The following is a 22,791-nucleotide window of genomic DNA, read 5'->3' on the forward strand; positions in this document are numbered from 1 at the left end:
ACACGGGAGAAGGTAATAGGGTTGGAAAAAATTAAGTTAATGTCGCTTTATACGGATTTCCGCAAAGATATGTCCTATATTGAAAAAAAGCTTGAACGTTCCGTGCAATCTTCTTCTCCCATTGTCCGTCAAGCTTCTTTGCATTTACTGAAAGCGGGAGGCAAAAGAATTCGGCCGATCTTTGTAATTCTGGCTGCTCAATTCGGAACCTATTCGCTTGAGAATGCTTCAAAAGTAGCTGTATCGCTGGAGCTGATTCACATGGCGTCTCTCGTCCATGATGATGTAATTGATGACTCTGACATGCGGCGCGGTTTGGAGACGGTTAAAGCGAAATGGAACAACCGGGTGGCAATGTACGCAGGAGATTTCATCTTTTCGCGCGCACTGACTTCTATCGGAAATATCGAAAAAGCGCCTGTACATCAAATATTGGCAGAGACGATGCTGGAAATATGCAAAGGGGAAATCATTCAGATTGATTTCCAGCAGCAAACCGAACAGAATTTGCGTGATTATTTGCAGCGCATCAAACGGAAAACAGCCTTATTGCTGTCCTCCAGCTGTGAACTGGGTGCATTGAGTGCGGATGCGGATGCAGAGACTGTGCAGAAATTGAAACGGTACGGCTATTTTACAGGCATGGCGTTTCAAATTGTTGATGATATTCTGGATATTACATCAACAGACGAAGAGCTCGGCAAACCGGCCGGAAGCGATTTATTAAACGGTCATATCACTCTTCCTGTTTTATACATAAAAGACGATGAACAATTCAAACCGTACATGGAACGTGCATTTACGGGGAAGATGGAAGAGTCTGACCGTCAGGCGATGCTTCGTTATATCCGTCAGAGCGGTGCGATAGATAAAGCCCAGCATATCAGTGATCTTTACTTGGCGAAAGCACTTAAAGAGCTGGAAAGTCTGCCAAACGGCAAATCCAAAAAGGCGCTGGTACAGATTGCGGACTTCATCGGTCAGCGAAAATATTGACGATGTTTGTTAATAGTTGAAAGAAAAAGGTGTCAATGGTAGTATTTAAAAGGGTTATTCCCTATATACGGATGAAGGAGTGTTTAACAGATGGAAAGAACATTTTTAATGGTAAAGCCTGACGGTGTACAGCGTAACCTTATTGGTGAAATCGTTGGCCGTTTTGAAGACAAAGGATTTCAATTAGTTGGCGGGAAATTGATGAACATTTCTCAAGAACTTGCTGAACAGCATTACGGTGAGCACAAAGAACGTCCATTTTTCGGAGAGCTTGTAGAATTCATCACGTCCGGACCAGTTTTCGCTATGGTTTGGGAAGGTGAGAACGTAATCTCTACTGCGCGTTTGATGATGGGTGCTACAAATCCAAAAGAATCAGCTCCAGGTACTATTCGTGGGGATTTCGCTGTAACTGTAGGCAAGAATATCATTCACGGTTCAGATTCATCTGAGTCAGCAAGCCGCGAGATCAACTTGTTCTTCAAAGAAGAAGAGCTTGTGACTTATGACAAAACAGTGAATAACTGGATTAACTAATCGCCACAAACAGCCGAGCGAATTTCGCGAGGCTGTTTTTCTTATACATAGGACATGCTTTTTCCGTTATAATAGGAACGTACATAGAAAGATAGGAACAGGGGGGATGAAATGTCTGATTATTCGATACTGATTCAGGGGGTAAAAAAGAAGACCGGAATCGATTTATCACTCTATAAAGAAGCACAAATGAAGCGCAGGCTCACTTCGTTATACGAGAAAAAGGGCTTCCGTAATTTCAAGGATTATTCCCAGGCAATTCAGACGGATAAAGACTTGCTGGAAGAATTTCTGGACCGCATGACGATTAATGTGTCAGAATTTTACCGCAATGCAGTCCGCTGGAATGTGCTGGAGAAGAAGATTTTCCCGCAGCTGCTGGAAAAAAATAAACGGCTGAAAATTTGGAGCGCTGCCTGCTCCACAGGCGAAGAACCTTACTCCCTGGCGATGGTACTATCCTCACACGTCCCGCTGCGCGATATCTCGATTACCGCCACAGACCTTGACCTGGGTGTCTTGAATCGCGCCAAAATAGGTTTATATAACGACCGTGCCCTGAAAGAAGTGCCGAAGCCGATCGTTGATAAGTATTTCATAAAAGAAGGCCCGTCGTATCAGGTGGTGGATGAGATCAAAAAAACCGTCACGTTTAAACAGCATAACTTGCTTGAGGACAGATACGATACGAACTACGATTTGATAGTATGCCGAAACGTTATGATTTATTTTACGGAAGAGGCAAAAGATCAGATTTATACGAACTTCTCTAAAGCACTTAAACCGGGCGGAATTTTATTTGTAGGAAGTACGGAGCAGATATTTAACCCTGAAAAATATAATTTTGAATCGGCAGATACATTCTTTTATCGAAAAAAACACTAAAACATACAACGGAGGAATTGAATATGCGGTTTATAACAGCTGGTGAATCACATGGCCCGCAGCTTACAGCCATCATTGAGGGATTACCCGCACAGATGGAACTGACAGCTGAAATGATTAATAAAGAATTGAAAAGAAGACAGGGCGGACACGGCAGAGGCCGGAGAATGCAGATAGAAAAAGACCGGGTGGAAATTTCGTCCGGAGTGCGCCACGGCAAGACGATAGGTTCACCGGTCACCCTGACAGTCGTCAATGATGACTGGAAGCATTGGACAGGAATCATGGGAGTCGAACCTCTTCCTGAAGACGTCAACCCGGAAGATGTAAAGCGTCAAATTACTCGCCCGCGTCCGGGACATGCGGATCTTGTCGGCGGCATGAAATACGGGCATCGTGATTTACGGAATGTTCTTGAACGCTCCTCTGCACGTGAAACGACAATGCGTGTGGCAATCGGTGCGGTGGCGAAGCAGTTTCTCCGTCAGCTGGGCATAGAGACAGTAGCCCATGTGACGGAAATCGGCGGCATTGAAACAGATCCTGCAGCGTATGCAGATTTGTCAGTTGAAGAATTGCGCGCCATCGTAGAAGAAGATGCCGTATATTGTGCAGACAAAGCAGCATCTGTCAAAATGACGGAAGCGATTGATGATATCAAGAAACGCGGCGATACACTCGGCGGTGTAGTGGAAGTTATTATTGAAGGATGCCCTCCCGGAATTGGCAGCTATGTGCAGTTTGACAGGAAAATGGACGGGAAACTGGCGGGCGCCATGATGAGCATCAATGCGTTTAAAGGTGTGGAAGTGGGTCTTGGGTTTGAGATGGCGAAAATGCCGGGCAGTGAAGTGCATGACGAAATTGGCTGGGATGCAGAGCGGGGATATTACCGCAAGTCCAATCGTTTAGGCGGTCTTGAAGGCGGTATGACGACGGGAATGCCGATCGTGGTCCGCGGCGTAATGAAACCGATCCCGACTCTTTATAAACCGCTGGAGAGCGTGGATATAGTCACAAAAGAACCTTTTGTAGCGACAATTGAGCGATCCGATCCTTGCGCGGTTCCGGCAGCGTCCGTAGTAGCGGAGCATGTCATCGCCACAGAGATGGCAAAAGCAATCATGGAAGAATTCCGTTCAGATACAATGGACGGCTTACAGAAGGATATTGAACAATATAGACAGTACGTAAAGGAGTTTTAAGATGGATAAGCTAACCGTTTCCGTCCGCGACCAACAGTACGATGTCCATGTTGGATCAAAAACATATGATTTATTTTCAACTGAATATGCAGAGTTATTAAACGGGACAGATAAAATCGGCATTATTGCGGATGCGCATGTAGCTGAATTGCATTTGCCGTTACTGCAGGATGCGCTTATCCGTTCAGGCCGCGAGGTATCGGTGAAAATCGTGCCTGGCGGCGAAAGCTGCAAAGTGCCGCAAGTCTATGTGGATTGCCAGTCCTTTTTACTGACGGAAGGATTTACGCGCAACTCGCTTCTTATAGCATTTGGCGGAGGAGCATGCGGAGACTTGACGGGCTTTGTAGCAGCTACATTCATGCGGGGGATCCGTTTTATTCAATGCCCGACAACGGTTCTTGCGCATGACAGCGCGGTCGGCGGGAAGACAGCAATTAATATGCCCGAAGGAAAGAACATGGTAGGTTCATTCCACCAGCCTTCCGCTGTGCTGTTTGATACGGATGTTTTCAAGACATTGCCGGCTGCTGAAATGCGTTCTGGCCTTGCGGAGCTTATCAAGCACGCATTCATCTCGGATGCGAAGTGGACAGAACAGCTGCTGGAGAAAGATCAGTTTTCTGCACCTTCGATTCCATGGCTTCAAAAAGAGCTCCTGCAAGGGATCAAAGTCAAGGCTGCGATTGTGGGAGAAGACGAATTTGAAAACTCTACACGCAAGTTCCTGAATTTTGGCCATACTTTTGGTCATGCAGTGGAAGCTGCTTCAGGTTTCGGCAGCCTTAGTCACGGAGAGTGTGTCATGATCGGTATGGGATACGCCTTCTTGCTAAGTGAAAAGTATGGAGAGATCCCTGAAGGGTTCACAGACCGTTATCTGCATTTCGCAAAGAAAAACGGCTACACTTTCGCACCTGTATTCTCTTATAGTTTTGAAGAGTTACTGTCTTATATGCAAAAAGATAAAAAAGCCTCTTTCGGGAAGATGAATTTTGTTTTACTGAAAAAAATTGGAGAGCCGTTTGTCAAAGAAATCAGTTCAGATGACTGCCGGCTAGCTTTTGCAGAATTCAAAGAAAAGCTGGAAAGCGAGGGAATTGTATGAGTGTCAGAGGAATCAGAGGAGCAACAACAGTAGAGAGCGATGATGCACAGGAAATCCTAAAGGCTACAGAATTGCTAGTATTGGAAATGGCAGAGGCTAATGAGTTCGGACCGGAAGATATCGGATCGGTAATCGTCTCTACGACAGTGGATGTCAAAGCGGCATTCCCGGCAAAATCTATCCGTTCCATCAAAGGCTGGACTTACGTGCCGGTCATGTGCACCCATGAAATCGATGTTCCGGGATCAATGCGCAAATGCATCCGCGTCATGATGAATGTCAATACTTCTAAAGAACAACATGAAATCCAGCATATCTATCAGAATAAAGCCGTTCAACTGCGGCCAGACCTGCAAAAATAATCTGCTGGAAGTAAAGGAGAAGGCGCTCTATGAAATGGAAATCAATTTTACACACGATGAAACCTTATACACCCGGCCGTTCATTAGAAGATGTCAAACGTACATACGGCCTGCATGAAGTACATAAGCTCGCTTCAAATGAGAATCCCTATGGTTCTTCACCGGAAGTCGCAGAATATTTACGTTCAAAGGCTGCACAATTTGAAATCTATCCAGACGGGTATACGGCGGGATTGCGCACGAAACTGGCGGAATTTCATCAGATCGATCCGAACGAAATCCTCTTTGGCAATGGTTCAGATGAGATTGTAACCATTATTTCAAGGGCTTTACTGCAGCCTGGCAAGAACACGGTGATGGCTTCTGTTACGTTCCCGCAATATGCACATAATGCAAAAATTGAAGGCGCGGAAATTCGTGAAGTTTCCCTGCTTGAAAATGGTGATCATGATTTGGAAGGCTTCTTACAAGCTTCGGATGAAGAAACGGCCGTCATCTGGGTGTGTAATCCAAACAACCCGACAGGCAATCTGTTATCCAGCGAAGCAATCAGAGATTTCCTTGACCGTGCACCTGAAACTGCCCTTATTGTTCTTGATGAAGCCTACTTTGAATATGTCACCGATCCTGCGCAGCAAGACGCGATCCCGTGGATTCATGACTATGATAATCTGATTGTTCTGCGCACATTTTCTAAAGCATATGGACTTGCCAGTTTCCGTATCGGGTACGGCGTCACGAACGAAGCTAACATTTCCCAATTAAATAAAGTGCGCAATCCATTCAACAATAGCTCCCTGGCATTGGCAGTGGCGGAAGCAGCGCTTTCTGATCAGCAATTTCTTCAGCATTGTGTAACGAAAAATGATGAAGAGCGCGCACGTTTTATGGACTATGCGAAGCAGCATTCGCTGGATATCTATCCGTCTGCTACGAATTTCGTGCTGATAGCTGTACCTGGCGATGCGGATGAGGCATGCGAGAATCTATTGAAAAATGGCTTCATCGTCCGCAGCGGAAATTTGCTTGGGACGCCGGGATATATTCGTGTAACCATTGGAACGCATGAGCAAAATACAGGATTCTTTAAGGCGTTCGATCAATTATTAACTGACAAGTAAGGATAGGTGACAATGAAAACTACTGTAAGCATAATTGGCCTGGGGTTGATCGGAGGATCACTTGGTCTCGCATTGAAACGAAATCCGGACATCCATATAATCGGTTTTGACCGCTCGTATTCAACAGCCGATGAGGCATTCCGCAGAGGAATTATCGATACGGTTGCACCTTCCGCAAAATCAGCCTGTGAACAGGCTGACTTTGTTTTTTTTGCAACACCTGTGAATACGACGGTGTCGCTTTTTGAAGAAGCTGTCGAATGGGATTTTAAAGAGCATGCAATTGTTTCGGATACAGGAAGTACAAAGAAACCAATCATGGATGCAGCAAAAGCATTACAAGAAAAAGGAATCAATTTTATTGGCGGGCACCCGATGGCCGGCTCCCATAAAAGCGGGGTCACTGCTGCCATGGAACATTTATTTGAAAACGCCTATTATATCCTGACTCCGAATGAATCAACTACTGAAGAACAAATCACTCAAATTGAAACACTTCTTGAAACAACAAAAGCAAAGCTGATTGTTCTGCAGGCGGAAGAGCATGACCGCATGACCGCCATCATCAGCCATTTTCCTCATTTGGTTGCATCTTCACTGGTCGGCCGCCTGGCGCAGCAGGAAGAAGGACAGCCGTTTGTAAAAAAGTTGGCTGCCGGCGGATTTCGTGACTTAACCAGAATTGCTTCTGCTGATCCTGTCATGTGGCGTGATATTACCATTCAAAATAGGGAAGAGCTGCTGGCGCAAGTAGACGGCTGGCTCGGCGAAATGAACAATATTCGTGACATGCTGCTGGAGAACGATCCCGAGCAGATTTTCGATTTCTTCGCGCAAGCAAAAACGTACCGGGATCAGCTGCCTTCTACGAACGAAGGAGCAGTTCAAGGCGCATTGTATATGACGTTTGATTTACACATTGATATTCCGGACCATCCGGGTGTCATTTCTGAAATTACGAAAATCCTTGCAGATGCCAATATCAGTCTGACGAATATCCGTATTGTGGAAACACGGACAGATGTTTACGGTATTCTGGTCATCAGTTTTCAATCGGCTGCTGAACGTAAGCGGGCCCGTCAAGTATTGACAGCAGAAACTGATTATTCGATGCACGTACTTTAAAAGGGGGAGAGCGCTATGTCAGAACAACAGACTGTTTCATATGAAAAGCCCGTCCTGCGCGGAACATTACAGGTGCCGGGAGATAAATCCATTTCTCACCGCGCGGTTATGCTGGGATCAATCGCCAAAGGAAAGACGACGATTTCCGGGTTTTTAGATGGAGAAGATTGCCTGAGCACAATTGAGATGTTCAAACAGCTGGGGGTATCCATTACACGCAATGGGACCGATGTTACGGTGGAAAGTCCCGGAATTGCAGATTGGCAGACGCCTGACAAAGCGCTCGATGCAGGTAATTCCGGAACGACAGCCCGCTTAATGCTTGGTATTTTATCGGGTTCATCTGTCACTTCCACGATGTGCGGCGACCAGTATTTGTCCAAGCGTCCCATGAAACGCGTGACAAACCCGCTGGAACAAATGGGTGCCAAGATTACTGGTGAGGGAGAGGCAGATTACTTGCCGCTGACCATAACTGGTACACCATTGCAGCCTATTGACTATTTGATGCCCGTCGCGAGTGCGCAAGTAAAATCCGCTGTATTGCTTGCCGGTCTGCAAGCCAAAGGTACAACTGCCGTTACGGAAATTTCGGTATCACGCGATCACACAGAACGTATGCTGGTGCAATTCGGCGCAAAACTTGAACAGCATGACAAAACTATACGGATCAAAGGCGGACAGCAGTTGACGGGAACAGACGTAGTGGTACCCGGAGATATTTCATCAGCGGCATTTTTCATGGTGGCTGCTGCAGTAGTCGAAAACAGTGATGTATCGTTCTTAAAAGTTGGATTGAATCCAACTCGAACAGGTATACTGGACGTACTGGCTTCGATGGGTGTTCATATCGAACAATCGGATGAACAAGGTTTTTCCGGCGAACGGTACGGCACAGTGCGAATTCGCCACTCTAAGTTACAAGGGACTGAAATTGGCGGAGACCTGATTCCGCGATTAATCGATGAGCTTCCTGTGCTTGCACTGCTGGCTACACAAGCTGAAGGAAAGACCGTCATCAAAGATGCGGAGGAACTGCGTGTCAAAGAAACTGACCGTATTGAAGCGGTAGCCGCTGAACTGCGGAAACTTGGGGCGGATATCGAAACGACGCCGGACGGAATGATTATTACCGGACCGACGCCTTTAACGGGTGCTGTGCTGCAATCCTACGGAGATCACCGTCTTGGCATGATGGCGGCAATCGCTGGGCTGATTACGTCGGGTCCTGTTCATATAGAGAATCCGTCATGTATCGCTATTTCGTATCCGCGTTTTTTCGAGGACCTTTCGGGGCTAGTCAATCAATAAAGCAGAACAGAAAGCTCAGGTGAAAAAATGAATGTATTGCAGGAATTGGAGCAAATTTTACTCGACGGAGATTTGAATGCCCTTGAGGATAACATACAGAAACTGCTGGCATCCAATGAATATGACGCATTATACGATGTGGCAAACATGTTAATCGACTATGGATTTATTGGGCAGGCAGACTTTATATTCTCTCAGCTATTACTTGTATTTCCCGGCGAAGCACAGCTCAAGATAGATCGTGCCGCAGCATTACTTGAACTCGGCGAAGAAGATGAAGCATTATTATTGCTGACTGACATTTCACCAGATGAGGAAGAGTATGTACAGGCACTGCTTGCACAGGCAGATTACTATCAGATGGTGGGACTGGCGGAAACGGCCCTGTCCAAAGTGCGGGAAGCGGCCGGCCTGGCTCCTCACGAACCGGTGATTCAGCTCGCGCAGGCAGAACTGCTGCTGGATTCAGGAAGATACAGTGAAGCCGTGAGGATCTATCAGAAACTTCACGAGGCGCATGATGAGCTGGCAGGTGTGCGCCTGTCTTCACGTCTTGCGGAAGCATACAGTGCAGGTGCTGCGTATGAGGAGGCTATCCCGTTCTACGAGGAGCTCCTGGATAAAGAAGAAAATCCTGAAGAGCTGTTCGGTCTGGGCCTTGCTTATTATCAAACAGCCCGCTATACGGAAGCAATCCGGCGTCTGGAGCAGCTGCTTGAAATGGACCCGGATTATTTCTCTGCCTATATGCTTACAGGACAAAGCTGCGCGCAGATGAATGAAGATAAGCAGGCTTATGAATGGTTCAAGAAAGGTATTGAACGGGATGCATTTGATAAAGAATTACAGCTTGCTGCCGGAAAATCCGCATTGAAACTGCAATTGCCTGAAGAGGCTGAAAAACATTTGCAGGAGGCGCTGGTGCTTGATCCGGAATATATCGATGCATTGGTAACGCTTGCGTCGCTCTATGAACAGCAGGAAAAGGATGACCTCTTAATCGAACTGCTGACCTACGCTGAAGCTGATCAGTTAGAGATACCTTTACTCCACGCATTTTTTGCATATGCCTATGAACGCACAGAAGATTTTAAAAAGGCGTATGAAATGTATTTGAAAGCATATGATGGGATGAACGAAGATGCTGCCTTTTTGGATCAATATGCACGATTCCTGCTGGAGGAAGGTAAACGTGACGAGGCTTTGCCTGTTATTCAGCAATTAGTGCGAATCGCACCGCATGAAGAAGAATGGACAGCATATATCGCGCAATCTGAAGAGGAGGGATAAGATGATGGCCATGGTTCCTGTAACTGCCAAAAAAGAATTCTTGAGGTGGTTTTTGAAACGCTATCGATTAAAGCGGCGGGAATGTGTATGGATTTTAAATTATCTTCTCAGCAATGAACATCTATTGACGAATGTTCACTTTACAGATGAAGCTCATCATTGTCCGAGGGCCATGATTATTTCTACAACTGAAGTTGACAGCATTCCGTTTCGCTTTTATAAAGGGAATCTGATGACAGCTGATGCGGAAAAATCATTTCATGATCTCAGGCTGCATCCCGATGAAGATATGTTCATCCAGCTGAACTTCAAAGACAGCAATAAATGTCCGGAGTATGCCAGTGTAGCGGAGGAAAATCCTTATTTGCCGGAAGATCTTCTTAAGAAAAGAAAGGATCAGCAAATAGCAGAGAAACTCCTGGAAGAAAGCTTCACGTTGACGACAAACGACATGTTGCTGAAAAGAATTGATGAAGCGCTGGATAATGGCGACCGTGAATTATTTATCAGCCTGACGGCAATGCTGAATGAGATGAAAAAAGACAAGGACACCAACCGATGATTTCGCCCTTTGCGGTGAAGTCATTGGTTTGCGTTGCGGGAACATATGAGCTACACTTTACTGAATAATGTTAGGGGGAATGACAATGAACTGGGTTCCAAAAGATGTAGATACCTACATAAATCAGAAAGAATATATCGACACAATTGTTGTGCCGCTGATTGCTGTCGATACCCGGCCGGAAACGATGAAAAACAGTGCTTCTTCCTCAGAGTTCCTGATGAATCTGTCAATGTTCATCGAGAAGCAGTTTAAAGGCCGCATGATGTTCATGCCGCCTGTTTCCTATACGCAGTCAACCGACTTGCAGCAGATCGCAGACACACTGTCAGAAGACCTGAAGAAATCTTCATTTACGCATATCTTCTATCTGACCACTGACCCGAAGTGGACAAGCATAAACACAGAAGGAAAAGTTGTCTGGCTGCCGTCCATTCCGCTGGAGACGATGGATGACCATTTGCGCCAGACTATTATGGAAGATCAGCTGCGGCAAGTGCTGACACATTTCATGGAAAGCTGGAATATGCAGTAATTTTGAACATGCGGATAGAAACGTCTGCGTGGTAATGGCTTGCGGATGAGCTGAAGGTGCAGCGGAAGTTCCTTAGCATACATTCATGCCCCTTGATCCGCTGATCTGTTATTGTCAATCTGCCGCTGCCCATTTCACCTTGGCCGGCTTTCCAGTACGCGCCTTCTTGAGAGAGCATCAGGCACTTTTTGCAAGCAAAAAAAGAACTGTGTCTGTTTGTCACCAAATCTTAATATTTGTTCACAAACTTAGGTGCCTTCTAAAAGCATTATTGAATTTAGTTTCATATTGATATATCATAGATATGTCCTAGTATTACAATTAGCAAAAGAATGTCCGTGGGACTGACTTTGGAGTAAGAGGAGGGAAATTACTGATGAGCAATAAAGTGTCAAGACGCACGTTCCTTAGCTATACACTTATGGGAACTGGTGGGTTCATGGCCTCTGCAATGCTGATGCCGATGATTCGTTTCGCAATTGATCCCGTTCTGGCAAGTGCAGGCGGTTCTGACATGATTCCAACGCCGCAAAAAGAAGCCGATCTTTCGGAAGTGCCGGTTCGTGTAGACTATACAATCAAAGATCGACAAGATGCATGGTATACTTCTGATGAATCTAACACGGCTTGGGTCTACAAAGAAGGCGACAAGGTCATAGCACTTTCTCCAGTCTGTAAGCACTTAGGGTGTACAGTAAACTGGGAAGGCGATGAGCACAAAAACGAATTTTTCTGCCCATGTCACGCTGGACGTTACAAAAAAAATGGTGATAACATTCCAGGAACACCACCGCTTGGACCGCTTGATGAGTATGAAGTAGAAATCATCGACGGATTTGTTTATCTTGGTGCAGTAATACCGAACACATTAGTCTAAAGGGTAAGGGGGTACGACCACAGTGTTAAATAAAATTTATGATTGGGTGGATGAACGGTTAGATATCACTCCAATTTGGCGAGATATCGCTGACCATGAAGTACCTGAGCACGTAAACCCTGCACATCATTTTTCTGCATTCATCTATTGTTTTGGAGGTTTGACGTTTTTCGTTACGGTTATCCAAATCTTGTCCGGTATGTTCCTGACAATGTATTATACGCCGGATATTGAAAACGCATGGAAATCAGTTTTCTACCTTCAAAATGATGTTGCATTCGGTGAACTTGTGCGCGGGATGCACCACTGGGGGGCTTCGTTAGTTATTGTAATGATGTTCCTACATACTTTGCGTGTATTCTTTACAGGGTCTTACAAGAAACCACGTGAATTGAACTGGATCGTCGGCGTATTGATCTTCGTCGTTATGTTAGGTCTAGGATTCACAGGATATCTATTGCCTTGGGATATGAAGGCTCTATTTGCAACAAAAGTTGGGATTGAGATTGCCGCGTCGGTACCTTTCATCGGAGAACAGATTAAAATCCTTCTCGCGGGTGATTCCACGATTTTAGGTGCGCAGACGTTAACAAGATTCTTCGCGATTCATGTATTTTTCCTACCAGCTGCTTTGCTTGGGTTGCTTGCGGCACACTTTATCATGATCAGAAGACAAGGTATTTCCGGACCACTATAAGAACCAATTTTTTGGTTAGGGTCATCTGAAATTTAAGAAGGAGGGAATAACATGCACCGCGGAAAAGGGATGAAATTTGTTGGTGATTCGCGTATTAAAGCTTCTGGCAGGATGCCGAATACACCAAAAGATTACTCAGAATACCCAGGTAAAACTGAGGCGTTCTGGCCAAACTTTCTATTGAAAGAGTGGATGATCGGATCGATTTTCTTAATCGGCTACCTGATTGTCACACTTGCACACCCGTCACCGCTTGAGCGTCAGGCGGACCCGACGGATACAATGTATATACCGGTTCCAGACTGGTATTTCCTATTCATGTATCAGTTATTGAAATATGAATTCGCTTCCGGTCCTTATAACGTGATCGGTGCGATTGTAATTCCTGGATTGGCAGTAATGGCATTAATGCTGGTACCTTTCATGGACACAACAAAAGAAAGACGTCCATTTAAGCGTCCATTGCCGACAGGCTTCATGATTCTTTCATTCTTGGCGATTTTCTACTTGACTTGGGAATCAGTCGTCAACCACGACTGGGAAGCTGCAAAAGTTCAAGGTGCAATCGTTGACGAAGTAGAATTTGATGAAACAGCAGAAGGATATGAGATCTATCAGGGCTCTTCCTGTATTGGCTGTCACGGTGACTCATTCCAGGGTGGTCTGGGCTTACCGTTAACGAATACTGGCATGACGCCAGAAGAAATTATCGAAATCGCTCATGATGGCCGCGGCTCAATGCCTCCGGGTACATGGGAAGGTTCAGATGAAGATCTTCAAGTACTTGCTGAATTTATATCTGAGCTAGAATCGAAGTAAGGAAAAGAGTCAGGAAACTGACTCTTTTTTCTTTATATTCAAGGTGAATTATTATATACATAAACGAAATGCACATAATAGACAGAGGTGATGTTTTTGCGAATGCTTTGGGCACAGACTTGTATGATGCTTTCTCATAAATCCTTCTTATGGATTCTTCTTTTTATTAATATATTAGGCTCGGTCTACGGATATGATTGGTATATGTGGCAGCTTGAAATTACGGAGCCGAAATTCTGGATTTTCGTGCCTGACAGTCCGACAGCAACATTGTTTTTCTGTTTTGCCATTATCGGCTGGCTGCTTAAACAGAACTTTAAATTGATGGAAGCACTTGCGCTTATTACGTTAGTGAAATATGGCTTGTGGGCGGTTGTTATGAATTTGCTTACGCTGACAGTAACCGGCTCGATTGGATGGGTAGGCTGGATGCTGATCGGTTCACATTTTGCAATGGCGCTGCAAGGGATTCTTTATTTGCCGAAATATAAGTTTACCGGCTGGCATATTGCGATTGCGGCGATCTGGACATTGCATAATGATGTAATTGACTACGTGTTCGGACAAATGCCGATCTATCATGACCTGGCACAGTTCAGTCCGCAAATTGGCTATTTCACATTTTGGCTCTCGATTGCGTGTATCGGGATTGCGATGTGGAGCTATAAATCAAGAAGTGTGCTGTCCCGTTAGGACTTGTAGTTAAAAGTTGCAGTAAGCAAGCAAACATTATAAAATTAAGGGTAGAGAGAAAGGGGAGAGATAGACGTGTTCTGGATTTACTTTGGTATCATTTTATTGCTTCCTATCTACGCGCAATTTAAAGTGAAAAGCACATATAAGAAGTATTCAAAGATCCGTTCTACTTCCGGAATGACAGGTGCCCAAGTAGCGCGATTAATTCTGGATCAAAATGGTTTACATGATGTGAAAGTAGTGGAAAGCCAGGGGTTCTTAACCGATCACTACAATCCGCTGACGAAAATTGTGGCACTGTCCACAAGCAACTATCATGAAGCATCTGTAGCAGGTACAGCAGTGGCAGCGCATGAAGTCGGCCACGCTATTCAGGACAAAGAAGCCTATTCGTTTCTGCGCTTCCGTCACAGACTCGCACCCATTGCAGGTCTGACGTCAAATGCCGCATGGGTTTTCATCATGATTGGAATTATCTTCTCCAGCATGAATTCATTGCTTGGAATCGGTATTCTTCTCATGGCAGTCGGAGTGCTGTTCCAAATCGTTACACTTCCTGTCGAATTTAATGCATCGTCACGTGCGATGGACCAAATTGTTCAACTCGGTATCATCCGTAATGACGAAGAACCGCAGGCGAAGAAAGTATTGAGTGCAGCAGCAATGACTTATGTTGCCGCAACAGCGGTCGCTGTCCTTGAACTATTGCGTTTAATATTGATCTTTGTAAACCGCGACTAATTACCATCAAAAAATCCGTTTGCTCATGTGAGCAGACGGATTTTTTTCTAATCAGCAATCGGGCGCTTTTGTTCATCTAAAGTAAAGCCTTCACCCATAACATCATGAACTTCTATCAAGGAAACAAATGCTTCTGGATCTATGGAAGTGATCAAGTTTTTTAACCGGATCATTTCACTCTTACCAACGACACAATAAAGAATTTCACGGTTTTCTTTTGAAAAATGACCATATCCTTTGAATACAGTTACTCCTCTTCCCATCGAACCCGTAATTTTCTCAGCCAGTTCATGGGGGGAATTCGTGACAATGAACGCCCCTCTTGCGGAATACGCTCCTTCCTGCACAAAATCAATGACCCGTGCTCCGACAAATAAGGCAACGAGCGTGTACATCATCGAACGGTAATCCAGGTAGACTGCCCACGACAGCAAAATGACGGCTGCATCAAACGCGAACATGGTTTTGCCCATTGTAATCCCGTATTTTTTATGTGCCAATCTGGCAATGATATCGGAACCTCCCGTTGTACCGCCGCTCCTGAATATAATACCAAGACCTACGCCGATAAAAACTCCGGCAAACAGAGATACTAGAAATAAATCGCCTTCCATATGAATATTTACTTTATATTTCATAAATATCTTGATGAAAATTGATACTGCGACGGTTCCGATTACCGTATAAATAAAGGGGCGCCTGCCGAGCATTTTCCAGCCGATAATAAACATGGGAACATTCAGCACCAGGTTCATCACGGCAGGATCCCAATTAAATGCGAATAACAATACTAGCGTAATCCCGGTAAATCCGCCTTCCGCCAGTTCGTGCTGAATCGTGAAATTCACCAATCCGAAACTGAACAGCGCAGCACCGAGTATAATTACTAGTATATTCCGTACTCGAATTCCAGCGAACAAAAACAACACTCCTTCCATAAATCCATTCTTGATGTAATCGCGTCTCTAGTTCGGGACGGCTTGTCCTGTGTACAGACGTATTTTCTTATTGCCGTGCGTCCAATATAGCTAGTATGTGCCAAATATTATATTTTGACAATAGCCAACAGAATGCATACGATAGGAAGGGGAGCTGATGACGATGACGAAAACAATGGAGCAATTACAGCAGGAAGTTGACACATACATAACTGGATTTAAAGAAGGCTACTTCCCTCCGATGGAACTATTAGCAAGACTGACTGAAGAACTTGGGGAATTATCACGTGAAGTTCAGGATCGCTACGGCATGAAAAAGAAAAAATCGACGGAAGCAATCCGGACACTTGAGGAAGAAACGGGCGATTTATTATTCGTCTTAATCTGCTTCGCCAACTCACAGAACATTGATTTAACTAGAGCGCTGGAAACAGTTCTGACAAAATTCAACACAAGAGATAAAGACCGCTGGACTAAAAAGGAGGAAACGGAATGACAATTAAATTAGCTATTGCAGGAGCAAGAGGAAGAATGGGCGGAACAGCAATACTTGCGGCCACTGAAGCGGCAGACATTGAAATTGTGGCGGCACTTGATTATAAACATGATGGCCAATTTTTACATAATGGAAGCGTAACTGATACGAAGGAAGGGATTCCAATTTACACTTCTCTGCAGGCGCTTCAGGCTGCACATCATCCTGACGTATTATTGGATGTGACCGATCCTGATGCAGTATTCACTAACGCGAGTGAAGCACTGTCACTTGGTATGGATGTAGTCATTGGCACATCAGGACTGACAGCAGAGAAGCTTGAAGACTTGGAAAGTATCGCGCTTGAACAGAAAAAAAGTTGTATTATTGCACCGAACTTTTCAATCGGCGCGGTGCTGATGATGAAATTTGCACAGCAGGCTGCACGTTATCTCGGTGACGTTGAAATTCTTGAAATGCACCATGACCGAAAATTGGATGCGCCATCAGGAACAGCTGTTAAAACAGCGGAAATGATCCGTGAAGTGCGGGCTGCCCACATCCAAGGGCATCCGGAAGAGCAGGAGAAACTGAAGGGAGCACGCGGTGCGGACGTAGAAGGAATGAAAATACACAGCATTCGTTTACCGGGACTGCTCGCTCATCAGGAAGTGTTGCTTGGCGGCGAAGGCGAATTGCTGAAGATCCGTCATGACTCATTTGACCGCAAATCCTTCATGCCGGGTATTTTATTGGCGGTCCGTGAAGCGGTATCTTCACCAAAATTCGTTTACGGTCTGGAAAAAATTATTGATTAAACTTTTGCAGTGAGGCGGTTTACGTATGCAACATAGAAAATTAAAAGTAGGCGTCATTTGCTATCCGTCTCTTGGGGGATCGGGTGTGGTGGCGACGGAGCTGGGACTTAAAATGGCGGATAAAGGGCACGAGATGCATTATATTACATCAAGCAAACCGTTTCGCTTTTTAGATGTCCATCCGAATATCCAGTTCCACGAAGTAACAATAGAAGGGTATGCTGTATTCAAATATCCTCCTTACGACATAGCCCTTGCCAACTGCATTGCACAAGTCATCGAATTAGAAAAATTGGATTTACTGCACGTGCACTATGCTGTGCCGCACGCGATCTCTGCCATCTTGGCGAAAGACATGGCGGAGTCTGAGATTGGCATCATTACGACACTGCATGGCACCGATGTAACGATTCTCGGCCGCGACCCTGCGTTAAAAAATACATTGTCTTATGGCATCAATAAATCGGACCGCGTGACTGCCGTTTCACGGTCATTACGAAATGAGACAATTGAACTGCTTCATCCGACGACAGCTATTCAGACCATCTATAACTTTATTGATGAAGAAAAATATTATCCTCGGAAAAACAGTCACCTTCGTGAACAGCTCGGACTGGCACCGGATGAAAGAGTAATAATTCATATATCCAACTTCCGCAAAGTGAAGAGAATTCCGGATATTATTGAAAGTTTTCGGCTGATTGACCGAAAGCATAAAGCGAAATTGCTGCTGGTCGGTGAAGGTCCGGAAAAATTTGATCTAGAAGAGTATACAGAAGAGAACGGGCTTCAGGATGATATTCTGTTTCTCGGAAAACGTGATGATTTGCCGGAACTATTGTCAATCAGCGACGTCATGCTTCTGCTCTCTGAAAAAGAAGCATTCGGACTTGTTCTGCTTGAAGCATTTGCCTGCGGTGTGCCCGCCGTCGCAACAGCAATTGGAGGGATACCGGAAGTTGTGCAGGACGGGTCCAATGGTTTCTTGGTGCAACTTGGAGATGTACAAGCGGTTGCCGACCGCGTGACGCACTTGTTAAGCGACCCGGTGCTGCATCAGCAAATGAAAGAAAAAGCGATTCAGACAGTACAGGAAGAATTCAGTTCCGAAGCGATCGTAGCGCAATATGAAAAACTATACTATGAAGTGGCGGCGATGAAATGACGATTTCATTCAGTACGGCGGCCAGCCGGCAAGTGATCCGGGAATTGCAGGCTGCAGGCTATGAAGCATACTTTGTTGGCGGAGCAGTCCGTGATGCGTTGCTCGGAAAACAGCCGCTGGATATTGATATTACGACTTCTGCCACACCGCAGCAAGTCAAAGCCATATTCAGCCGCACGGTCGATATCGGAATTGCTCACGGCACCATTTTAGTGCTGATGCAAGGCGAAGCGGTTGAAGTGACGACGTTTCGTACAGAAAGTACATACAGTGATTTGCGCAGGCCTGATGAAGTTGTTTATGTCACATCCTTGAAAGAGGATTTACAGCGGCGGGATTTTACCATCAATGCACTTGCTATGACGGTGGACGGCCGGCTGATCGATTTATTCGGCGGACAGGATGATCTGAAACAACGAATTATTCGCTCAGTGGGTGATCCTGAAGAACGTTTTGGCGAGGATGCATTGCGCATTTTTCGGGCACTGCGATTTTCTTCCGTTCTGGATTTTGATATTGAAGCAAAAACGTTGGACGCAATGAAAAAGCTTGCCCCTTCACTCCGCCATATTACCATCGAGCGAATTAAAGCGGAATTGGATAAGCTGTTTCAAGGGGAAAATCCATCCCGTGCATTTCATTACAGCCGAGAAATCGGTTTGCCGCAGCTGTTTCCCGAGTTCCTGTCAGCGTTTAATTCACTTGACGCCAGCACGCCATTTCTCCACGCGCGTCATGGCTATGCGGCAATGCTTGCACTGACGGATGCAACAGCTGCAGAACTGTCGAGGTATTTTAAATTATCCAATGAAGAAAAACGATTTTTAACACAATGTGAAGAAGCGCGTGCGATCCGTTCACAGCGCAAATTTGATTCTTGGGATTACTATTCGTTTCCGGCAGACGTATTGGAAACGGCAGAAAAAATTACACATTCGAATCATGAAAGCAGTGGATTGTCTAGGCAGCAGATAGAGCAGCAAAAAGAATGCCTGCCCATTCAGCAGCGTGCAGATCTGGCTTTCACCGGAAATGACTTATTAACATGGTCACGAAAAAAGGGCGGAAAATGGACGAGTGAATGGATTGAGAAAATTGAGCGTGCGGTTGTCCATGGACGAATTGAAAATGACGCACAGGCGATAAAGGAATGGTTTATAGATGAAATCACCCGTGAAAAGTGAATTACTGAAACGATTGTTTGCAGCGCAGGGCGAGCCCGTATCCGGACAGGATATTGCGGATGAATTCGGCCTGTCCCGTACGGCGATTTGGAAGTATATCAAAGAGCTGGAAGAAGAGGGATATGAAATCGGATCACAGCGTAAAAAAGGTTATTATTTAATAGAAGCGCCAGATCTTGTGAACCAAGGGAACATAACGGAGTATTTAACGACTGAACGATACGGGCGTGCTGTCAAGTATTTTACGACAGTTCCGACCACGCAGACGATTGCGCATGAAGAAGCGCAAAACGGTGCGGCAGACGGCACGTTAATTATTTCGGAGGAACAGACGGCAGGTAAAGGCCGCTTGGCAAGACCGTGGAAATCAAAAGCGAATCGCGGAGTTTGGATGAGTCTGATTATTCGTCCGGATCTGCCCCCGCAGCGTGCTCCACAGCTGACATTGGTGGCGGCTGTTTCGATTGTGCGCGCGATAGAAGAAGTGGCAAATATTCAGCCGGTCATCAAATGGCCGAATGATATATTAATTAACGGCAAAAAAGTCACTGGCATCCTGACAGAACTTCAGGCGGACCCTGACCGTGTGAAAGCGGTCATTCTCGGCATGGGTATCAATGCCAATCAGGAACCCTCTGATTTCCCGGAGGAATTACAGACAATCGCCACTTCTTTGCGAATTGAAAAAGGCGAAACGATAGACCGTGCGCAGCTGGTTGCCTCCATTCTGAAGTATCTCGAACAGTATACGGATCTTTATGTCGAAAAAGGTTTTGCCCCCATTAAAATTCTTTGGGAAAGTTACGCAGCAATTACAGGCAAGAAAATTAAAGCGAGCATGGTCCATGAAACAGTAGAAGGCGTGGCGCTTGGCATTTCCCATGACGGCATGCTTGAACTGCAGCTGGAAGACGGCACGGTTCGAGGAATTTATTCTGCAGACATAGAAGTGAAGAATTAAAACTATACAGAATCTTACCGTTTTGATATAGTATACAACATAGGGCGGTATCGATTGCAGAGCTGCACCTGATTGGCAAATGAATGAGATTAGAAATCTGCCTTGATCTTTATAGACAGGGACGGAGGAAGCAGAACCCTACGCTTACGCAACCCTTCTGTCCAATTTTGGATCAGCAGGGTTTTATTTTTGGTTTTTTTGCCCGCTACACGCCTGCTGAAATCAGACGTAAAGGAGAAGATTGACAGTGAAATCCACAACAGATTTTTCAAAAATGAAAGCGAATGGTGAGAAAATCAGTATGCTGACTGCGTATGATTATCCGACAGCGCAAATTGCAGAACAAGCGGAGATCGATGTACTTCTAGTCGGAGATTCCCTTGGCATGGTGGTATTGGGTTATGATTCGACAGCACTCGTTACACTGGACGAAATGATTCACCATGGAAAAGCGGTCAGACGCGGTGCGAAAGATACTTTCGTCATTGTGGATATGCCTTTTGGGACGTATCACGGCTCTGATGATGCGACACTGCAGCAAGCGCTTCGTTTATTCCAGGAAACATCTGCGAATGCGCTGAAAGTAGAGGGCGGCGGAAAAGTCATCGACAAAATCAAACTGCTGACATCAGCCGGTATGCCGGTCTGTGCACATTTAGGATTACTTCCCCAGTCTGCCGGAGTGACAGGCGGATATAAAGTGCAAGGCAAAACAGCGGCTGCAGCAAAACAGCTGATTGAAGATGCTATGGCTTGTGAAGCAGCAGGCGCTTTCATGATTGTTCTCGAGTGTATTCCATTCCAGCTGGCGCAAGAAGTCGCACGCGCTGTATCTATTCCGATTATTGGAATCGGCGCAGGTGCAGAAACGGACGGACAAGTGCTCGTGTTCCATGACATGGTGCGCTACGGCAATCACAAACTGCCGAAATTCGTCGAAAGCTATGCGGAAGTCGGAAAAGATATTGAAGGTGCGATGAGATTATATAACAGTGCAGTTAAGAATGGTTCTTTCCCTTCTGAAAGCCATCGCTTTACGATGAAAGAAGAAGAACTGGATGCGCTGTATGGGGGAAAAACACTATGAATGCCAGTGCAACGATGCAAATTGTCCGGTCAATTGCTGAATTGAAAAACATCCTCAATCCGAGAAAACGTGAAGGCCGCACGGTAGGTTTTGTGCCGACGATGGGTTTCCTTCACGAAGGACATCTCGAATTGGTGAAGCAGGCAAGAAGAGATCATGACATTGTTGTCATGAGCATTTTCGTTAATCCCGCTCAGTTTGGTCCGGGGGAAGATTATGAAGCGTATCCGCGCGACGAACAGCGCGACGCTGAACTTGCTGCCGCAGCAGGTGTTGACTATTTATTCATTCCATCAGTCACGGAGATGTATCCGCGTAAAAGCGGAATTAGCATTTTGCCGGGCGAGCAGGCGTCGCGTTTATGCGGGGCTTCAAGGCCGGGGCACTTCGACGGCGTGCTGAAAGTTCTCTTGAAGTTATTTAATATTGTCGACCCTGATGAGTCTTATTTTGGAATGAAGGATGCACAGCAGCTCGCAATTATTGAAACTTTTGTTCGGGATTTCAATTTGCGAACATCGATTACGCGAGTTTCGACTGTGCGTGAAGAAGACGGCTTGGCGAAAAGTTCGCGCAATGTCCGCTTGCTTGAACATGAACGGAAGGAAGCAAGTGCAATCTACCGTGCTCTCGGCATAGGCAAACGCAGCTATTATGAAGGCGTGCCATTGACAGAAGTAGAGAAAATTGTAAGAAGAACGATTGAAGAAGAAACTTCGGGTACGATTGATTATGTCCATGTTCTGGCTTACCCTTCATTAGATGAAAACATTAGTGAAGCCGAAGAAGTCATCCTTGCCGCCGCGGTACAGTTTATTTCAGCCAGACTGATAGATAATATAATTATGTCAACTATAAAGGATGAGAAAAATGTTTAGAATGATGATGAATGGAAAGTTACACCGCGCAACAGTCACTGAAGCCAATCTCAATTACGTGGGCAGCATTACAATCGATGGAGCACTATTGGAAGCTGCGGGGATGCTGCCGAATGAGAAAGTACAAATCGTCAACAACAATAACGGTGCGCGTTTTGAGACGTATATTATTGAAGGAGAACGAAACAGCGGCGTAATCTGTGTCAACGGAGCTGCCGCACGCCTTGTGCAGCCTGGCGACATTGTCATTATTCTGTCCTATGCTTACGTATCGGACGAGGAAGCACGCACGCATCAGCCGACAGTTCTGATTATGGATGAACAGAACCGCGTAAAAGAAGTCATTACAGAAAAACCAGGTGTCGCAATTTACTAAAGCTAGAGAAGTACCCCCATTTGATTTAATCGAGTGGGGGTT

26 protein-coding genes are annotated in these 22,791 nt (G+C 45.5%); 25 read left to right on the forward strand and 1 reads right to left on the reverse strand.

What is annotated here, in order from left to right:
- The first annotated feature begins 21 nt into the window (after window positions 1-21).
- The 17 genes from SporoP37_RS15430 to SporoP37_RS15510 all read left to right on the forward strand — a co-directional run bounded on the left by SporoP37_RS15430 (window position 22) and on the right by SporoP37_RS15510 (window position 14,867).
- The gene (locus tag SporoP37_RS15430) at window positions 22-996 is read left to right on the forward strand and encodes a polyprenyl synthetase family protein (RefSeq protein ID WP_081244520.1); all 975 of its coding nucleotides are present in this window, start codon (window positions 22-24) and stop codon (window positions 994-996) included.
- A gap of 90 nt (window positions 997-1,086) precedes the next feature.
- Window positions 1,087-1,533 carry a nucleoside-diphosphate kinase gene (gene ndk / locus SporoP37_RS15435; RefSeq protein ID WP_081244521.1) on the forward strand — a complete coding sequence of 149 codons (447 nt, stop codon included), beginning with the start codon at window positions 1,087-1,089 and terminating at the stop codon, window positions 1,531-1,533.
- A gap of 111 nt (window positions 1,534-1,644) precedes the next feature.
- Window positions 1,645-2,418: a CheR family methyltransferase gene (locus SporoP37_RS15440; protein ID WP_085431388.1), complete on the forward strand. Its 774-nt coding sequence runs from the start codon at window positions 1,645-1,647 to the stop codon at window positions 2,416-2,418.
- Between the two features lie 23 nt (window positions 2,419-2,441).
- On the forward strand, window positions 2,442-3,623 hold the full coding sequence (gene aroC, locus SporoP37_RS15445; RefSeq protein ID WP_085431389.1) for a chorismate synthase: 1,182 nt from the start codon (window positions 2,442-2,444) through the stop codon (window positions 3,621-3,623).
- A gap of 1 nt (window position 3,624) precedes the next feature.
- A complete protein-coding gene (gene aroB / locus SporoP37_RS15450) occupies window positions 3,625-4,731 on the forward strand; it encodes a 3-dehydroquinate synthase (protein ID WP_081244526.1) in 1,107 nt (368 codons plus the stop codon).
- Window positions 4,728-5,093: a chorismate mutase gene (gene aroH / locus SporoP37_RS15455; RefSeq protein ID WP_081244527.1), complete on the forward strand. Its 366-nt coding sequence runs from the start codon at window positions 4,728-4,730 to the stop codon at window positions 5,091-5,093. The genes aroB and aroH overlap by 4 nt, the downstream gene beginning before the upstream one ends.
- Before the next feature lie 29 nt (window positions 5,094-5,122).
- Window positions 5,123-6,214 (forward strand): histidinol-phosphate transaminase, encoded by a 1,092-nt coding sequence (gene hisC, locus SporoP37_RS15460; RefSeq protein WP_081244529.1) that lies wholly within the window; start codon window positions 5,123-5,125, stop codon window positions 6,212-6,214.
- Between the two features lie 12 nt (window positions 6,215-6,226).
- Window positions 6,227-7,339 carry a prephenate dehydrogenase gene (locus SporoP37_RS15465; RefSeq protein WP_085431390.1) on the forward strand — a complete coding sequence of 371 codons (1,113 nt, stop codon included), beginning with the start codon at window positions 6,227-6,229 and terminating at the stop codon, window positions 7,337-7,339.
- A 15-nt stretch (window positions 7,340-7,354) separates the two neighbouring features.
- On the forward strand, window positions 7,355-8,650 hold the full coding sequence (gene aroA, locus SporoP37_RS15470; RefSeq protein ID WP_081244532.1) for a 3-phosphoshikimate 1-carboxyvinyltransferase: 1,296 nt from the start codon (window positions 7,355-7,357) through the stop codon (window positions 8,648-8,650).
- Window positions 8,651-8,677: 27 nt separating this feature from the next.
- On the forward strand, window positions 8,678-9,940 hold the full coding sequence (locus SporoP37_RS15475; protein ID WP_085431391.1) for a tetratricopeptide repeat protein: 1,263 nt from the start codon (window positions 8,678-8,680) through the stop codon (window positions 9,938-9,940).
- 1 nt (window position 9,941) lies between these two features.
- Window positions 9,942-10,502, forward strand: coding sequence for a ReoY family proteolytic degradation factor (locus SporoP37_RS15480; protein ID WP_081244535.1), 561 nt, complete (start codon window positions 9,942-9,944; stop codon window positions 10,500-10,502).
- 85 nt (window positions 10,503-10,587) lie between these two features.
- A complete protein-coding gene (locus SporoP37_RS15485; protein ID WP_158233623.1) occupies window positions 10,588-11,037 on the forward strand; it encodes a DUF2487 family protein in 450 nt (149 codons plus the stop codon).
- 373 nt (window positions 11,038-11,410) lie between these two features.
- The gene (locus SporoP37_RS15490) at window positions 11,411-11,914 is read left to right on the forward strand and encodes a QcrA and Rieske domain-containing protein (RefSeq protein ID WP_085431392.1); all 504 of its coding nucleotides are present in this window, start codon (window positions 11,411-11,413) and stop codon (window positions 11,912-11,914) included.
- A gap of 22 nt (window positions 11,915-11,936) precedes the next feature.
- Complete coding sequence (qcrB, locus tag SporoP37_RS15495) at window positions 11,937-12,611, forward strand: menaquinol-cytochrome c reductase cytochrome b subunit (RefSeq protein WP_081244540.1); 675 nt, start codon at window positions 11,937-11,939, stop codon at window positions 12,609-12,611.
- Window positions 12,612-12,662: 51 nt separating this feature from the next.
- Window positions 12,663-13,430, forward strand: coding sequence for a menaquinol-cytochrome c reductase cytochrome b/c subunit (locus SporoP37_RS15500; protein WP_081244542.1), 768 nt, complete (start codon window positions 12,663-12,665; stop codon window positions 13,428-13,430).
- A gap of 123 nt (window positions 13,431-13,553) precedes the next feature.
- Window positions 13,554-14,123 (forward strand): lipoprotein heptaprenylglyceryl N-acetyltransferase LhaT, encoded by a 570-nt coding sequence (locus tag SporoP37_RS15505; protein WP_232329775.1) that lies wholly within the window; start codon window positions 13,554-13,556, stop codon window positions 14,121-14,123.
- A 75-nt stretch (window positions 14,124-14,198) separates the two neighbouring features.
- Entirely contained in the window at window positions 14,199-14,867 is a 669-nt protein-coding gene (locus tag SporoP37_RS15510) for a zinc metallopeptidase (protein WP_369922761.1), read from the forward strand.
- A gap of 47 nt (window positions 14,868-14,914) precedes the next feature.
- On the opposite strand, the gene SporoP37_RS15515 is transcribed toward SporoP37_RS15510, so the two are convergent.
- Window positions 14,915-15,787 carry a YitT family protein gene (locus tag SporoP37_RS15515; RefSeq protein WP_099662753.1) on the reverse strand — a complete coding sequence of 291 codons (873 nt, stop codon included), beginning with the start codon at window positions 15,785-15,787 and terminating at the stop codon, window positions 14,915-14,917.
- A gap of 175 nt (window positions 15,788-15,962) precedes the next feature.
- Here SporoP37_RS15515 and SporoP37_RS15520 point away from each other — a divergent pair, with 175 nt between their 5' ends.
- The 8 genes from SporoP37_RS15520 (at window position 15,963) to panD (ending at window position 22,749) form a co-directional block, all read left to right on the forward strand.
- Window positions 15,963-16,301: a nucleotide pyrophosphohydrolase gene (locus SporoP37_RS15520; RefSeq protein WP_085431395.1), complete on the forward strand. Its 339-nt coding sequence runs from the start codon at window positions 15,963-15,965 to the stop codon at window positions 16,299-16,301.
- Window positions 16,298-17,098, forward strand: coding sequence for a 4-hydroxy-tetrahydrodipicolinate reductase (dapB, locus tag SporoP37_RS15525; RefSeq protein ID WP_081244549.1), 801 nt, complete (start codon window positions 16,298-16,300; stop codon window positions 17,096-17,098). Before SporoP37_RS15520 ends, dapB begins: the two co-directional genes overlap by 4 nt.
- Before the next feature lie 25 nt (window positions 17,099-17,123).
- The gene (bshA, locus tag SporoP37_RS15530; RefSeq protein ID WP_085431396.1) at window positions 17,124-18,263 is read left to right on the forward strand and encodes an N-acetyl-alpha-D-glucosaminyl L-malate synthase BshA; all 1,140 of its coding nucleotides are present in this window, start codon (window positions 17,124-17,126) and stop codon (window positions 18,261-18,263) included.
- Window positions 18,260-19,447, forward strand: coding sequence for a CCA tRNA nucleotidyltransferase (locus SporoP37_RS15535; protein WP_085431397.1), 1,188 nt, complete (start codon window positions 18,260-18,262; stop codon window positions 19,445-19,447). Before bshA ends, SporoP37_RS15535 begins: the two co-directional genes overlap by 4 nt.
- Window positions 19,425-20,408, forward strand: a complete 984-nt coding sequence (locus SporoP37_RS15540) for a biotin--[acetyl-CoA-carboxylase] ligase (RefSeq protein ID WP_081244554.1) — start codon at window positions 19,425-19,427, stop codon at window positions 20,406-20,408. Before SporoP37_RS15535 ends, SporoP37_RS15540 begins: the two co-directional genes overlap by 23 nt.
- A 247-nt stretch (window positions 20,409-20,655) precedes the next feature.
- Complete coding sequence (panB, locus tag SporoP37_RS15545) at window positions 20,656-21,495, forward strand: 3-methyl-2-oxobutanoate hydroxymethyltransferase (RefSeq protein ID WP_081244555.1); 840 nt, start codon at window positions 20,656-20,658, stop codon at window positions 21,493-21,495.
- Window positions 21,492-22,373, forward strand: coding sequence for a pantoate--beta-alanine ligase (gene panC, locus SporoP37_RS15550; protein ID WP_335697318.1), 882 nt, complete (start codon window positions 21,492-21,494; stop codon window positions 22,371-22,373). Before panB ends, panC begins: the two co-directional genes overlap by 4 nt.
- Window positions 22,366-22,749, forward strand: coding sequence for an aspartate 1-decarboxylase (gene panD / locus SporoP37_RS15555; RefSeq protein WP_081244557.1), 384 nt, complete (start codon window positions 22,366-22,368; stop codon window positions 22,747-22,749). The genes panC and panD overlap by 8 nt, the downstream gene beginning before the upstream one ends.
- Window positions 22,750-22,791 lie beyond the last annotated feature (42 nt).

The organism is Sporosarcina sp. P37 (genome assembly GCF_002109365.1).
Lineage (GTDB): Bacteria > Bacillota > Bacilli > Bacillales_A > Planococcaceae > Sporosarcina.

Bases quoted from the DNA above. Each gene is read 5' to 3' on its own strand.
- aroA (WP_081244532.1), top strand. From the start codon at position 7,355: ATGTCAGAACAACAGACTGTTTCATATGAAAAGCCCGTCCTGCGCGGA.
- SporoP37_RS15485 (WP_158233623.1), top strand. From the start codon at position 10,588: ATGAACTGGGTTCCAAAAGATGTAGATACCTACATAAATCAGAAAGAA.
- SporoP37_RS15465 (WP_085431390.1), top strand. From the start codon at position 6,227: ATGAAAACTACTGTAAGCATAATTGGCCTGGGGTTGATCGGAGGATCA.
- aroB (WP_081244526.1), top strand. From the start codon at position 3,625: ATGGATAAGCTAACCGTTTCCGTCCGCGACCAACAGTACGATGTCCAT.
- bshA (WP_085431396.1), top strand. From the start codon at position 17,124: ATGCAACATAGAAAATTAAAAGTAGGCGTCATTTGCTATCCGTCTCTT.
- SporoP37_RS15500 (WP_081244542.1), top strand. From the start codon at position 12,663: ATGCACCGCGGAAAAGGGATGAAATTTGTTGGTGATTCGCGTATTAAA.
- ndk (WP_081244521.1), top strand. From the start codon at position 1,087: ATGGAAAGAACATTTTTAATGGTAAAGCCTGACGGTGTACAGCGTAAC.
- SporoP37_RS15520 (WP_085431395.1), top strand. From the start codon at position 15,963: ATGACGATGACGAAAACAATGGAGCAATTACAGCAGGAAGTTGACACA.
- panC (WP_335697318.1), top strand. From the start codon at position 21,492: ATGAATGCCAGTGCAACGATGCAAATTGTCCGGTCAATTGCTGAATTG.
- hisC (WP_081244529.1), top strand. From the start codon at position 5,123: ATGAAATGGAAATCAATTTTACACACGATGAAACCTTATACACCCGGC.
- aroC (WP_085431389.1), top strand. From the start codon at position 2,442: ATGCGGTTTATAACAGCTGGTGAATCACATGGCCCGCAGCTTACAGCC.
- SporoP37_RS15505 (WP_232329775.1), top strand. From the start codon at position 13,554: ATGATGCTTTCTCATAAATCCTTCTTATGGATTCTTCTTTTTATTAAT.
- aroH (WP_081244527.1), top strand. From the start codon at position 4,728: ATGAGTGTCAGAGGAATCAGAGGAGCAACAACAGTAGAGAGCGATGAT.
- dapB (WP_081244549.1), top strand. From the start codon at position 16,298: ATGACAATTAAATTAGCTATTGCAGGAGCAAGAGGAAGAATGGGCGGA.
- panD (WP_081244557.1), top strand. From the start codon at position 22,366: ATGTTTAGAATGATGATGAATGGAAAGTTACACCGCGCAACAGTCACT.
- SporoP37_RS15440 (WP_085431388.1), top strand. From the start codon at position 1,645: ATGTCTGATTATTCGATACTGATTCAGGGGGTAAAAAAGAAGACCGGA.
- SporoP37_RS15475 (WP_085431391.1), top strand. From the start codon at position 8,678: ATGAATGTATTGCAGGAATTGGAGCAAATTTTACTCGACGGAGATTTG.
- SporoP37_RS15540 (WP_081244554.1), top strand. From the start codon at position 19,425: ATGAAATCACCCGTGAAAAGTGAATTACTGAAACGATTGTTTGCAGCG.
- SporoP37_RS15535 (WP_085431397.1), top strand. From the start codon at position 18,260: ATGACGATTTCATTCAGTACGGCGGCCAGCCGGCAAGTGATCCGGGAA.
- SporoP37_RS15480 (WP_081244535.1), top strand. From the start codon at position 9,942: ATGATGGCCATGGTTCCTGTAACTGCCAAAAAAGAATTCTTGAGGTGG.